Origin of the sequence: Sorangium sp. So ce321 (genome assembly GCF_051530195.1) — a bacterium.
Lineage (GTDB): Bacteria > Myxococcota_A > Polyangia > Polyangiales > Polyangiaceae > Sorangium.
The window spans coordinates 7060580-7074034 of record NZ_CP150329.1 but is presented as its reverse complement, the minus strand read 5'-3'; the positions used below and the strand labels follow the sequence as shown (position 1 = coordinate 7074034).

The 13455-nt window shown below is 72.3% G+C and carries 8 protein-coding genes; 5 read left to right on the top strand and 3 right to left on the bottom strand.

The genetic code is table 11. The annotated features are described in order from the left end of the window. Positions 1-638 precede the first annotated feature (638 nt). A complete protein-coding gene (locus WME89_RS26065; RefSeq protein WP_438011784.1) occupies positions 639-4262 on the top strand; it encodes a hypothetical protein in 3624 nt (1207 codons plus the stop codon). A gap of 101 nt (positions 4263-4363) precedes the next feature. On the opposite strand, the gene WME89_RS26060 is transcribed toward WME89_RS26065, so the two are convergent. Further along, positions 4364-4789 (bottom strand): hypothetical protein, encoded by a 426-nt coding sequence (locus WME89_RS26060; protein WP_438011783.1) that lies wholly within the window; start codon positions 4787-4789, stop codon positions 4364-4366. A 527-nt stretch (positions 4790-5316) separates the two neighbouring features. On the opposite strand from WME89_RS26060, the gene WME89_RS26055 reads away from it, so the two are divergent. Next, positions 5317-7824: a GH25 family lysozyme gene (locus WME89_RS26055; RefSeq protein WP_438011782.1), complete on the top strand. Its 2508-nt coding sequence runs from the start codon at positions 5317-5319 to the stop codon at positions 7822-7824. Here WME89_RS26055 and WME89_RS26050 read toward each other — a convergent pair. Then, positions 7787-9160 (bottom strand): PAS domain S-box protein, encoded by a 1374-nt coding sequence (locus WME89_RS26050; protein WP_438011781.1) that lies wholly within the window; start codon positions 9158-9160, stop codon positions 7787-7789. The genes WME89_RS26055 and WME89_RS26050 overlap by 38 nt on opposite strands. Before the next feature lie 352 nt (positions 9161-9512). On the opposite strand from WME89_RS26050, the gene WME89_RS26045 reads away from it, so the two are divergent. The 3 genes from WME89_RS26045 to WME89_RS26035 all read left to right on the top strand — a co-directional run bounded on the left by WME89_RS26045 (position 9513) and on the right by WME89_RS26035 (position 11859). Further along, positions 9513-10655 (top strand): alpha/beta hydrolase family esterase, encoded by a 1143-nt coding sequence (locus WME89_RS26045; RefSeq protein WP_438011780.1) that lies wholly within the window; start codon positions 9513-9515, stop codon positions 10653-10655. A 35-nt stretch (positions 10656-10690) separates the two neighbouring features. Further along, positions 10691-10912, top strand: a complete 222-nt coding sequence (locus WME89_RS26040; protein ID WP_438011779.1) for a hypothetical protein — start codon at positions 10691-10693, stop codon at positions 10910-10912. Between the two features lie 134 nt (positions 10913-11046). Then, on the top strand, positions 11047-11859 hold the full coding sequence (locus WME89_RS26035; RefSeq protein WP_438011778.1) for a response regulator transcription factor: 813 nt from the start codon (positions 11047-11049) through the stop codon (positions 11857-11859). A 172-nt stretch (positions 11860-12031) separates the two neighbouring features. Here the strand turns inward: WME89_RS26035 and WME89_RS26030 are convergent, their stop codons facing one another. Continuing rightward, positions 12032-13441 carry an aldehyde dehydrogenase family protein gene (locus tag WME89_RS26030; RefSeq protein ID WP_438011777.1) on the bottom strand — a complete coding sequence of 470 codons (1410 nt, stop codon included), beginning with the start codon at positions 13439-13441 and terminating at the stop codon, positions 12032-12034. Between the last annotated feature and the right edge of the window lie 14 nt (positions 13442-13455).

The window sequence follows — 13455 nt, the reverse complement described above, 5'->3', positions numbered from 1 at the left end:
CTCTTTGCTCTGGCACTGAGGCGCCCGGCAGACGTTTTTGTCGCATGTCCAGTTGTTCGGGAAGCTCCCGCTCGCGCAGTCCGGCGCCTCGGCAGGACAGCAGTCGCTTGCCTCTTCGCAGCTCTTGACGCATCGACCGTCCGGGGCGTCCTCGCCTCCCGAGCCGGCGCTCCCCGAGCTCCCGGCAGATGTGTCGCCGCCGTCTCCGCATGCGGCGCTGCACAGCGCCGTGGCGAGACCCAGAAATACCACCGCAACCGCACGACGAACCATGCACTCGGCTCCTTGATGTGGGTGAGAAGGACGCGATGCTCTCTCGGCAGCGTACACCTGGCCGACGTTGGGGTGCAATCCGGCGCGGCTCTCTGCCTCGCCTCGCGGCGCGGCTTGCCCGGCGAGGCGCCGTCGCGGCGCGGCGCCGCCTAAAACCGACGACCCCGCGCCGTTTCTGATATCGTCCAGTCCCGCCATGGGCCGAGCGCGGCCCCGGCGACACCGAGCGCGCCGAGGGGGCGCGGGCGAACTCCGGAGAGACCAGCGTGCGTGAGCGATCGTTCGGCCCTGCCTCGGGCCCTGCATCTCGAGAACCTCGACGGGCACGATTCACGCGTGGCACAGCCTGCCTCGGCGCTGCCGCGGTGCTGCTCGCGGCGGGTTGCTCCGCGGACAGCCGCCCGGGGGAGCGCGGCCGCGCCGCGCCTCCGCCCGACCGCGCCGAGGCCGAGGCGCGCGCTCAGGCGTTGCGGGAGCTCTTCCGCGCGGCCCTCGACGAGAAGCCCGCCGCGGCGCTCCGGCGCGGGCACGCGACGGCTTCCGTGCATCTGCCCGACCGCGCGGACCGCGGCGTCCGCCTCGCCGACACGGCCTCGGGCCTCGCCATCTCCTTCGCGCTCGACGGCGCCGCGGAGGCGAGCGCAGCGAAAGCGCGGGATCTCGTGATCTACGCTCGCGCGTTCCCGTACGGCGAGGCGTCGGCGGACGTGCTCCATCGCGCCGACCCCGCGGGCGTCGAGGACTTCGTCGCCTTTTCCACGGCGCCCGCGCGCGAGGCGCTCCGCTACCGCGTCGACGTGTCCGCGGTGGCCGGTCTCCGGCTCGTGGACAGCACCCTGGAGTTCCTCGACGCGGCCGGCACGCCGCGGCTGCGGGTGGCGCCTCCGTACGCCGTGGGCGCCGACGGCGCGCGGTACGCGGCCGCGCTCTCGGTCGAGGGCTGCGCCGTCGACACGAGCCCGCGCGCGCCGTGGGGCAGGCCGGTCACGCCGCCGGGCGCGCTGGCCTGCACGGTCGCGGTGCGCTGGGACGGCGCCGGCGCGCGTTACCCGCTGCTCGTGGATCCGCGATGGGAGTCGACCGCGAACCGCATGTTCCGCGCGCGCGCGGAGATGACCGCCGTGGCGCTCCGGCCCGGCGCGCGGGCGAGCCGCGTCCTCGTGGCGGGCGGCTTCGGCGTCGACGGCAATGCGTTGAGCTCGGCCGAGATCTATGAGCCGCTCAGCAGGACGTTTGCCCGGACCGGGCCGATGCACATCGCGCGCGGTGCCCATTCAGCTACGGTCCTGAGCGAGAGCGCCGCTGCAGGAGCGCCGCCCGACGGCGAGCAACCGGTGCTCATCGCAGGGGGCAGCAACAAGCAGGACGACGCCACGAGCGGGCCCACGGGCGTCCTCGAGATCTACGATCCGGCCTCGGGCAACTTCGTGGAGGACAGCGTCCGCACCGGCGAGGGCGACGCGCTGGAGCCGCGGTTCCGCCACACGGCCATCGCCATCGCGCCCGGCGAGCCCGGCGTCCTGAGCGACGTTCTCATCGCCGGCGGCCTCGCGCCTCCGTCGAACCAGCCGGCGAGGACCGCTTATCGCTACCGGTTTCAGGGGCTCAGCGGCACGACGGTAACGAGCGAGCTCCACGCGCTCCCCGGGCCGCCCGCGGGCGCCGACCCCGAGCCGCCGTCGGGGTGGCTCCGCGTCGCGCGCGCGGCGCACGCGGCCGTCCGGCTCCGCTCGGGCCGCGTGCTGCTCTGCGGCGGCGTCAGCGCGTCCGAGGCCGCGCTGAGCAGCGCGGAGCTCTTCGATCCAGAGAGCGAGCTGTTCCATCCGATGCAGGCGGAGGGGCTCAATCCCCGTCTCGCGGATCGCATGTCGGCGCTCCGCGCGTTCCACACAGCCACCTTGCTCGACTCCGGGGACGTGCTCGTCGCTGGAGGCGTGAACCGGCGGTCGGGGACGGTCCCTTCTGCGACCGCGGATCTGTTCCGGGAGATCCCTGGTCCCGGGGAGGCGCTCGGGCGCTCTGGCTTCGTCCGGTTGCCCGCCGCCCTCACGATGAACAGCGCCCGGGCTCGCCACAGCGCCGCGCTCCTGCCCGACGGGGACGTGGTGCTCGTCGGCGGCACGGGCGGCGCAGCCACCCTCCCTGACGTCGAGCTGTTCTCCCAGAAGCCTTCACCCCCTGTCTTCTCGCCGCTCCTCGAGGTCGAGGACGAGGGTGAGCCTGCGCCGTCACCGCCGCATTCTCAGCGGCAGGACCACGCGGCGCTGCTCGTCAGCGCCGGTGGCTCCGCGGATGCGGGCTGGGCGCTCCTGGTGCTGGGCGGGAGGAACGACGCCGAGGCGCTCAACTCCGCGGCGCTCCTGTTCCGCGACAACGGCGAGGCATGCTCTACCTACGTGGACTGCGCGTCGGGGCACTGCGTCGACGGTGTGTGCTGCGACACGGCGTGCGACAGGGAGTGCTATGCGTGCACCGCGGCAGCGAAGGGGAGCGGTGCCGACGGCGAGTGCGGTCCTGCGATGGCGGGGTACGAGCTGCCGCCTCGGTGCACCAACGACGAGGTGAGCGTCGTTCACGTCGAGGTGCACAACCAGTGTAACGGCGAGGGATCGGCGGAGCCGAGCAGCGAGACCAAAGACTGCAATCCGGGCATCTGCGACCCGCAGACGAATCGCTGCTCGACGTTCTGCGACGCCGAGAATCCGTGCTCCAGAGCAGGCTGGTGCGACTTCTCCGCCGGGATGCCGGGGACCGGCGCGGGCGGCAGCGGGGGCGCGGGCGGCAGCGACGGCGCGGGCGGCAGCGGTGGCGCGGGCGGCAGCGACGGCGCGGGCGGCAGCGGCGGTGCGGGCGGCAGCGGCAGCGGCGTGGGCGCCTCGAGCAGCTCTATCAGCGCGGTCAGCAGCGGCGCGGGCGCCTCCGGCGGCAGCGGCGGTGCAGGTGGCAGCGGCGGTGCAGGCGGCGCGAGCTCCGGCGGAGACGGCGCAGGCGGCAGCGGCGGCACGGGCGGCGCCGGCGGCGGCGGCATGGACGCGAGTAGCTCCGCCAGCGCGGGGAGCGGCGGGGCGGGCGGTTCGGGCGGCGGGGGTGCGCCCCCCGTGCCGATGCGCGGCGAGTGCAAACCGAAACAGGACCCCGGCAGCGCCTGCGAGCTAAACGAGCAGTGCAAGTCCGACCACTGCGTTGACGGCGTTTGCTGCGACACCGACGAGACCGGGTGCTCCGGGCAATGCCAGGCCTGCGATGTCCCGGGCAACGTCGGCAAGTGCTCGCCTGTCCCTCGCGGCGAGCAGCCGCATCCCAACGCCACGGGCACGCCCCGCCTGCCTTGCGGCGGCAGCCTGGCGTGCGCGGGCGCGTGCGACGGCGTCATCGAGACCAGGTGCGACTATCCCGCGTCGAACGTCGAGGCCGCGGACCCGACGTGCTCCTGCCCAGACGCGGAGTGCGCCGTCGGCCCGGCGACCGAGCTCCACCTGGAATGCAACGGCGACGGCAGCTTCACCGAGGTACTCCAGAAGTGCGGCGGCTTCAGGTGCGCGAACGAGAGCCTCTGCGAGACGAAGTGCGATCCGGCGAAGGGCGATGCCGACTGCATCGAGGACTTCGTCTGCAATCCCGACACGCTCGAGTGCGAGGAGCTCAAAGGCCCGCTGTGCGACGGCAAGTTCACGCTGCGGATCCCCGACGCTGTCGACGTGGACTGCACGCCGTACGCGTGCCCCCAAGGCGCGAAGGCCTGCCCCGAGACCTGCGAGTCCGTGGACGGCTGCGTGGCGCCGTTCGTCTGCGGTAGCGAGGTCCCGCACCGTTGCGTGCTTCCACCGGATCCTCCGGCTCCGCCTCTCCCGTCCTGCTCCTGCCGGCTGCCGGACGTTGCGTCGCCCGACGCCGTGAACCCCGGCGCCATGGCGCTCGCCCTGGGCGCGCTCGCTGGCTTCTTGCAGCGGCGACGACGACGAACATCGCGTCCCTCGCAACAGTCCTGATGTCAACCCAGCCGGGTAGCGCGGCGCGTTAGCACGGCAGACGCGACAGCCTCTCTGCCTCAGCTCCGAGGCCGCGGGGAGCCACCGGGAGGCGGCCGTGATCAGCAAGGCCCGCGCGTCGTCGCTTTGCTTCGCGCGCAGCACCTCCATGAGGGGCTCCTGGCGAGCGTGCCTGTCCGTCCGGACGACGAACTGGTCGGCGGTCCACTTCTCGACCGGCGGATACCCGCCCCGGCGACCCTCAGCTTCGCCTCGGCCTCGTGGATCGCGCCGTCGAGCTGGATGATCTGCCGCAGCGCGCGCAGGTCGTCGAAGAGCGTCTCCGCGCCGCCGGCGCCCGGCCGCAGGCGGGGGAGCGCCGCGGCGGCGTCGAGCGCGCCTGTCTTCACGTCATCGACGACGTTCTCCACGGCGGCCCGCAGCGCTCGCTCCCTGTCGAACCAGCCGCGCACGCCCGAGTACTGCGCGCTCCTGCGGAGGCGGACGAGGATCGTGCACGTGCCAGGGCAGGCGCGACCGCGCGACACCCCCCGGGCCCATGATAAGCGTTCTTCGGGCGGAGGGCGCCTGCGGCATCTGATGGACTGCGCGCTTGTTGTGAGAGGCGCTTCGCCGGGGCGCGCTGCGAGCACGTTCTCCGCGCTGTGGCGAGGGACGGAGCAGCCATACCCTGCTCCCAGGCGACCAGCGCTGACGTTCCGGGCAGACGCTCGAACGCTCCGGCGCGCTGCGACCCCCATGGGAGGAGGCGCAAGGAGCCCGGCGCCACGCTGCGTTCCCACGATCCTCGCGCTGAGGCGCGTCCTTGGTCCCACAGGGCACCAGCACCGAGGCGTCGCGGCTGCCGGTCGCTCGCCGCGCGCCGAGGCCCCGGGGGCGGACGCTCCGCGGCGGCGACCATCTCGACGGGCGCGCCGCACTGCTGTAGACAGGTTGAGCTGCCCCGGGGATGACGTCGCCTGGGGGCGCGAGATAAGCGTCGAGGGGCGCGCTCGCGGAGCACGGCTGGGGGACACGAGGCCGCGATCCGCGCGTGCGGAGGAGGAGGGAGCTCATGTTGAGCGGCGCGGATGTTTCGGTCTATCAAGGCAATATCCAGTGGGATGTCTTCGCACCACAGCTGGATTTCGTCTTCATCCGGGCGACCTACGGGACCCATGCGGTCGACAAGAAGTTCGCGTACAACCGGGCCGAGGCCGCGCGCTGCGGGCTCCTCCGGGGGTACTATCATTACGCGTTGCCGCGCCTCGGCGCCGCCGAGCAGGCGCAGAAGATCTGCAGCGTGGTCGGCGACCTGGAGCCCGGGGAGCTCGATATCGTGCTCGACCTCGAGGAGATGCAGCACGAGGGCAAAGATGGCCACGTCTGGACGCCGGAGGACACCCTGGCTCTTCAGGAGTGGACCCGTGTCTTCGTACGGGAGGTGAAGGCGCGCTACCCGGGCCGCTCGGTCATCCTCTACACCCGTCACAACTTCTGGCACGAACGCCTCGGCGGCTGCTCCGAGTTCCTCGACTGCCCGCTGTGGCTCGCGAACTACACGTACGGCCTCGACTCGGTGCGGGCGAGGCCCCCGGCGAGCACGAAGGAATGGGCGGACTGGGCGCACAAGAAGCCGCTCAAGGCATGGAACCCCTGGTCTGCGTGGTCGTTCTGGCAGATCACCGCCAAGGCAGTGATGCCGGGCATCCGGGGCAACACGGTCGACGCCAACCTGTTCAATGGAACGCTGAGCGACCTGCGCCGCCTCGCCCGGCTCGAGGACGGGCCCGTGGCGTCGGCGCAGCTGCCCACGGCCGACGCGCTGTGCCAGAAGCTGCTCTCGCAGACGGAGGACAGATACATCTACGGCCACGAGGTGCGCCTGACCGATCCCAACCCCTCCGCGTTCGATTGCTCCGAGCTCATCGAGTGGGGCTGCGCCCAGCTCGGCGTGGAGCCGACGATGCCCGATGGCTCCTGGGTGCAGGCACGCCACGTCAAGGCGGCGCGGCTGCTCATGCCGGTGCAGACGGCCATCGCGACCCGAGGCGCCCTCCTGTTCCGCTTCTCGGACGAACCGTTCGCCGGCGGGCGCCCCAAGCACGCCCATGTCGCGCTGAGCCTGGGCGACGGCCGCACCATCGAGGCGCGCGACACAGCGCATGGCGTCGGGGTGTTCCCGGCGCTCGAGCGGGGCTGGACGCACGCGGGCCGGATACCTGGCCTCGACTACGGCGCTGCGCCGCCCGGCCGCGGGCTCGCGCGCGGCGCCGAGGGGCCCGAGGTGAAGGCATGGCAGCAACACCTGCTGAAGTGGCGCGCCGGCGTCCTGCCGGCCCACGGCGTGGACGGCCATTTCGGTCCAGAGACGGAGGCAGCCACGCGGACCTTCCAGCAGGAGATGGGGTTGCCCGTGACCGGCGCGGTCGGGCCCGAGACGCGCGACGCCTTGCAGCGCGCGCTGCCGCGCCCCCCCTGCGCGCTCGATCTGCCGCGCGCGCTGGGCCGCGCGCTCCTGGGCGTCGTCGACGCGCGGGCGCCCGCGGGCGGCGCGCCGAGCACGGCGGGGCCGCAGGGAGATCTCCAGGGCGAGGCGAGCAGGTCGACCGCCATGGCGCCTCCGGGCGCCGCGGGGACCGCCCCGCGCACCTACACGTTCGTGGAGAGCGGCTTCCGGTTCACTGTCACGGCCACCCCCGAGCCGGTCGCGGCTCCCCGCGCGAGCGACACCGGGGGCGCCGTCGCGTTCTTTGCGGTGTCCGACCCGTCGACCCGGGCGGCCGCGCGTCCGGCGCCCGTGTTCGACGGGACGGGCCTCGAGTGGCTGCCGCCGCGCGACCCGGCCGCGATGACCGGCACGCAGTTCTACGAGCAGGCCCGGGGCCTGTCGCTCGCGGCGCGGGAGGAGCTCTTCGCCCGGGAGGTGCTGCGCGGGAACGTGCCCGCCTTCCTGCGCCGCTTCCATCGCGTCACGGTGGAGGCGCCCGACGGAAAGCGGGGCGTCGCGCACGTGTGCGCCGACTACCTGGCGGTCGGCTCGGACGCCGATTTCCTGCGCATGCCGCTCACCGGCGTCACCGCCCAGCGCATCGCGGACGCGTGCGGCTGCGTGCTGCCGACGAAGAAGCTCGTGAAGGACATCTATGCTGCCGCGCGCAAGCAGACCGCCATCCCGTTCAGCCCCGATGACGGCACCAGGATCGAGCGCTTTCGTGAGCATCACCTGGCCATCGAGCAGCGCCGGGTCGGCGAGCTCGGCGAGCTGCTCGCGGGACACAAGAAGGACATCGTGGTGACGAACCGGCTGCACCACTATGCGCGTCGGCTGGCGCTCTACGGCTTCCACAAGGCGGACAGCAAGCCGTGGCAGCCGCTGGACACCTCGCTCCGGCGGCGGCTACCGCACGAGGACACCTACGCTGACTACAGCCACGGGGTGCGGCTGATCGGCGGCCTGGTGTCCCTCGGCCCGGAGCAGCGCTGCGCGGTCGACGTCCTGCTCGATCAGGCGCTCTGCGGTCTGCTGAGCGACGAGGGCATCATCAGCGTGCCGAGGTACGAGGTGCGCCCTCTCGGGTGAGCCCGCCCCCCTCCGCCTTCCACGTCGCGAAGAACCCGCGCGCGCCCGCCCGGGCGAGCGCGTAAGCGATCCCGCCCTGCAGCGTACCCCGCGTGGCGATGCCCTGCAGATCCACGCCGAGGCTGACCATGGTCTGGGCGACCTCCGCACGGATCCCGGTGAGCACCACCTCGGCGCCGAGCAGCCGCGCTCCTTGCGCCACACGGAGGAGCGCGTCCGCCACCTTCGTGTCGACGATCTTCACACCCGTGACGTCGATGATCGCGACCGTCGCGCCCGACGACGAGAGCCCTCCGAGCAGGGTGTCCATCGCCTGCCCCGCGCGCCTCGTGTCCAGCACGCCGATGAGCGGCATCACCACCACATGATCGGTGATCGGGATGAGCGGCGTCGACAGCTCGGCGATCGCGGTGGCCTGCAGCCGGATGAGCTCCTGCTGCTGCTCCGAGCGCAGCAGCTCCGCCTCCTTGCGCGCCGTGATATCGGTGTTGATCTCCATGACCAGGGCCTGCGCTTCGCCCGCGTCCGGCTGAGCGACCCACCGGCTCTCGACGATGACGCTCCCTCCGTCGCGCCGGGTGTGCTCCAGCTCCCCCTGCCAGTGGGCGTCCGCGCGCAGCGCCGCGTCGATCTCGGAGAGCGCTGCAGGGAAGCGCGTGCGCAGGAGCTCGTGGGATCGCGCGCCGATCGCCTCCGCGGCGGCGTAGCCGTACATCCTCTCTGCCCCCCGGTTCCAGTACGTGATCGTGCCGTCGAACCGTCGGAGGACGATCGCGTCCTGCGCGAGATCGAGCAGCTGCGCTTGCCGCCTGAGCAGGGCGGTTTGCCGATCTCGCTCCTTCTCGGCCGCCTTGCGCGCGGTGATATCGTTGTTGATCTCGAACACCGCCTCGGGGCTGCCGCTCGGGCACCGCCGGAGCACCCACCTGCTCGAGACGATGACGACGCCGCGAGGCGTCGTGTGCTCGAGGTCTCCCTCCCAGTGGCCATCCTCCAGCAAGGACCGCTCGATGGCGGGCAGCGGCGAGGGGAAGGCGGTGCGGAGGAGCTCATGGGAGGCGCGCCCGACCGCGTCCTCCCTGCGGATGCCGTACATCCGCTCTGCGCCCTTGTTCCAGTACGTGATCAGTCCATCGAGGCGCCGGACGAGGATGGCGTCGTGCGCCACGTCGAGCAGCTCCACCTGCGCCCTGAGCGCCTCGATCTCTCGCTCTCGTGCGCGCTCGGCTTCCTCCCCGGAAGCGGCGACCAGCGACCGCTCCGGCTCGCCGGTGCGCTGCTGTAAAGCGGCGAGCTCAACCGTTTCCGTGCCGCTGGGCGCACTGCTGCTGGTCATCGTCCCTCTCCCTCCCGTCAGGCCCGCAGGGACCGCCATCGCCAGCGCGGAGCCGGAGCGACCCCATGGCCGCGCCAGGCTAGTCCTCGGCCAAGTTTGCTGTCAAGCTGGACTGCCCTCACGAGCGACATGGGACCGCGAGCGCCGCGGCGCGGGGCCGCCAGGGAGCCAGCCAGGCTCAGCGGTCGAGGCGAACTGCGCAGGTGACATCGCCACGGGGGCATAGGCCAGTATGCCTATGCCTGGAGAGAGCGGACTCGGGTATGACAGTCACCCGCATCGCGTGATGCGAGCGCGTGACACCAGATCGCGGACTGACGATCTCACCCATACCGGAAAAAGGTGCTGACCCATGGTGATCGGACGAACGAGTTTACCAAAGCAGATCCTGCTGTCAGGAGCGCTCGGTATTGCCTTGTGGGGCTGCGGCGGCGGCAGCGACGGGACCACCAGCGCCGGCGCTGGTGGCGGCGATGATACCAGCACGAGCGGTACCTCGGGCAGCGGCAGCAGCACCGCGTCCGTGAGCACGACGGCCTCGGCAGGCGGTAACAGCACGAGTGGGAGCGGCACCGGAGGGAGCGGCACCGGAGGGAGCGGCACCGGAGGGAGCGGCACCGGCGGCGGCGACGCCAGTGGCAGCGCGACCGGGGGCGCGGGCGCCGGTGGCAGCGGCACTGGCGGCGGCGGAAGCGTCACCTGCCCGTCGCCCGCGCTGAGAGCTGGCGACACGAACCAGACGGTGACGGTGGGCTCCGGGAGCCGCAGCTATGTCTTGCATGTTCCCGCCGCGTACGACGGCAGCAAGCCGGTGCCTCTCGTCGTGGACTTCCACCCTCTCGGCGGCTCCGGCCCGTCGGAGCGAACGGGCTCGCCGTATCCGGCGCAGACCGACCCGGAGGGGGTGATCATGGCCTTCCCGAGCGGGCTGTCCGGACCCTCGGGCGGCGCCTGGAACGTCGGGCCCTGCTGCGTGGCCGACACCGACGACGTGGCCTTCGCCAAGGCGCTGGTGGCCCAGGTCCAGGAGACCGCCTGCATCGACCCCAAGCGCATCTATGCCGTCGGCTTCTCCATGGGCGGTGGAATGTCCCACTACCTCGCCTGCCACGCCGCCGACGTGTTCGCGGCGGTCGCGCCCGCCGCCTTCGATCTCCTGCAGGAGAACGTCGGCGACTGCGAGCCGTCGCGCCCCATCACCGTGGTCTCGTTCCGGGGCACCTCGGATCCCATCGTGCCCTATGCCGGCGGAGGCTCCTCGGTGGTGCGCGGCATGCCCGTCACCTTCCTTGGCGCGAAGGCGACCTTCGAGAAGTGGGCCGATATCAATGGATGCACCGGATCGGCCTCGGCCGAGGACGGCCAGGGCTGCTCGACCTACTCGACCTGCGAGGGCGGCGTCGAAGTCGCCCTGTGCACGAAGCAGGGCGGCAGCCACGAGCCGGGCAACGCCGCGGTCGGCTGGCCCGTCCTGAAGCGGCACACCATGCCGTAGGCCACGTCTCCACCGCGCTCAGGGGGGAGGTGCTCATGCGCTTGACTCGGCAGGATGGGAGGTATCGAGGGGAGTTCGCGAAGGCCGGTGTGGCGTGGTCGAGGTGGCACCTGCTCGGCGACGAGGGGGACACCGGCAAGGGGATGTTCCTGGGGACGTCGCGTGGCCGCTGGAGCACGGACCGGGCCATCCAGCAGAAGGGCTTCGAACAGCATCCGGGTCTGCAGCGCGATCGGAAGAATCTGCTGCTGATATAACCATCTGACCGTGGTCGCGGCTGTCCATGGCGCGCGAGCTCGCGCATTGACCGCAGGCGCCCTGATCGTTCATACTGGCGAGTGATACTTTGCGAGCCTGCTTCTGCGCGGCCTCGTCCTTCACTCGCCTTTTTATGAAGGTCAGCGGAACCACAATCCTGACGCGGAAGACGCTGATCAGCCGGAGGTTCGGCTCGGAGGCGTGGCGCGGCTTCTTTCGCGACGTGGCGCTGGCCAATCCATGGTTCCGGAGGCCGATCACGGCCAGCAGCCTGGTCCCGCTGTCCGAGTTCCTCGCGTTCCACGACGAGCTCGTTCGTCGGTTCTACCCGGACGGCAAGGACGCGCTGTTCGAGCTCGGGGCCGAGTCGGCGCGCTGGGCGCACGTCGACGGTCCGCTGAATCGCTTCGTCCAGGATCCCGAGATCACCTCGCTGGTCGCGGCGATTGCGAACCTCTGGCATCGTTACTTCACCGAGACGGACAGCCGCTCCGAGGCGAGCCTGAACGACGCCGGCGTCGAGTTTCGAGTCCGTGACCTCCCCGCCTGGCACCCGTATCTCGAGCAGTTCGTGATCGGGTACACGAAGGAGATCCTGGAGATCTATTGCGCGAACCCGATCTGGACGCATCGCCTCACCGGGGAGCGCGGGACGACGTACGGCTATCTGTTCGCCACCGATCCTGCGCCGGTCGCTCCTCCGAGCAGCAAGCGCCCCGGCGCGGGGCACGGCCGGCTCCTCCGGCCACGAAAGGTGCTCACGGCCCGCGAGCTGGAGGTGCTGCGGCTCGTCGGGGCCGGCAAGACCAACCGCGAGATCGCCTTCGTCCTGCGCATCTCGGAGAAGACCGTGCAGCACCACGTCGCCCACGCCTACGACAAGCTCGGCATCTACAGCCGCGCCGGCGCGACGCTGTGGCTGGCCGAGCGAGGGCTCCTCGGCTGACCCGGTGGCAAGGGCGCGCCGCTCGTCCGTCGGCTCAGCGCCTCGCTGGTCGAGCCAGGGCGCTGCCCGCGGGCGCGCGCCCGCGTCCCTCGCCACGCGCGCCCGCGCCCCTCGCCGCGCGCGCCCCTCGCCGCGCGCGCCCCTCGCCACGCGCGCCCCTCGCCGCGCGCGCCTACCTTCGCTGCACCGCCTTGCCGGTGCGATCCAGGAACACGTCGCGCACGCTCACGATGTCGTCGCCTGACAGGAAGCCGCTGCGCCCGAGGAGCCGCCCGCGCTCCCAGTTCGTCAGGCCGAGCTCCGGGCGATCGTAGGCCCACTGTCCGTCGACCCACCGCGTGAAGCCGTTGCTGACGTACGGGGCGTCGACGGCGGCGTAGAGCTCCTCGAAGGCGCCCGGGCGCGTGGAGACGATCGACGCGACGAAGCGCGGGCTCGACGTGTTGAAGCGGCGCGCGGCCTCCTTCAGGTCGTCCACGAGCAGGAACGAGACCTCCGGCACGCGCTCCCACTCCCACTCCGTCCCGAGCCCGCCCTCCGGGAAGCCCTCCTCGCCGGTGACGACGCCCTCGGACCCCGCCACGACGTGCACCTTGGCGCCCACCTTGCGCAGCGCGCGCTCCACGACCGGACCGAGCGAGCCCCTCGCCGCGCGCTCGAGCAGGAGCACGTTCAGGGTGTTGCAGACCTTGCGATCGAGGCTGTTCACGATCGCGCCCTCGAGCGCCTCGGGATCGGCGCTCTGCTCGACGAACATCCACGCGCCGCCCGTCCCGTGCAGCGACGCGGGGATGCCGTGCTGCTCCGCGATCGCGCCGAGCAGCGCGACCGTGGCGCCCGAGCCGCGCGCGACGGCGAGGCGCACCCTGGGCAAGGTGAAGAGCGCCTGCCCGGCGCCGTGCGCCTTGTGCCGGACCAGGCGCACCGCGCCCTCGGGCAGGCCCGCCGCCAGCAGGGCGGGGCGGAGCGCGTGGGCCTCGATGGCGAGCGCCGTCCCGAGCGCGTCGGCGCCGATGCGCATCACCGCGGCGTTGCCGTTGCGCACCACGCCGGCGCCGTCGGCGAACACGTTCGGCCGCCCCTCGAAGACGAACGCGACGACGCCGAGGGGGGCGCGCCGGCGCTCGATCACGTAGCCCTGCCGCTCGCGGCGCTCGATCACCTCGCCGACGCGGCTCGGCGTGCTCGCCCAGTTGCGCAGGCCGGCGACCATGTCGGCGCGCATCTTCGGCGTGGCCACGAGCCGCGTGGTGCTGCGGCCGCGCGCCTCGGCGCTCGCCACGTCCTCCGCGTTGGCCCGCGCCACGTGCGCCCACACGGCGTCGTCGGCCAGGCGCTCCGCGAAGCCCAGGAAGAAGGCGTCCACGGCGCTGCTCGGCGCCCCGGCGAGGGCCTCCACCGCGGCGGCCGCCTCGTCGACGGCGGCGCGCGCGGCCTCGTAGGCCTCCTCCGAGATGACGACGAGCTCGCCGGTCCGCACGACCGGCACCACGCGGTCGGTCGGCTTCACGGCCGGCATGGGCACGACGTTCTGACCAACGACGACGGGAGTCCCAGCGGGGATGGTGGCGATCGACGACATGGCAGCATGGCGTG

Coding starts and splice junctions, on each gene's coding strand:
- WME89_RS26055 (WP_438011782.1), top strand. CDS start 5,317: ATGTTGAGCGGCGCGGATGTTTCGGTCTATCAAGGCAATATCCAGTGG.
- WME89_RS26050 (WP_438011781.1), bottom strand. CDS start 9,160: ATGACCAGCAGCAGTGCGCCCAGCGGCACGGAAACGGTTGAGCTCGCC.
- WME89_RS26045 (WP_438011780.1), top strand. CDS start 9,513: ATGGTGATCGGACGAACGAGTTTACCAAAGCAGATCCTGCTGTCAGGA.
- WME89_RS26040 (WP_438011779.1), top strand. CDS start 10,691: ATGCGCTTGACTCGGCAGGATGGGAGGTATCGAGGGGAGTTCGCGAAG.
- WME89_RS26035 (WP_438011778.1), top strand. CDS start 11,047: ATGAAGGTCAGCGGAACCACAATCCTGACGCGGAAGACGCTGATCAGC.
- WME89_RS26030 (WP_438011777.1), bottom strand. CDS start 13,441: ATGTCGTCGATCGCCACCATCCCCGCTGGGACTCCCGTCGTCGTTGGT.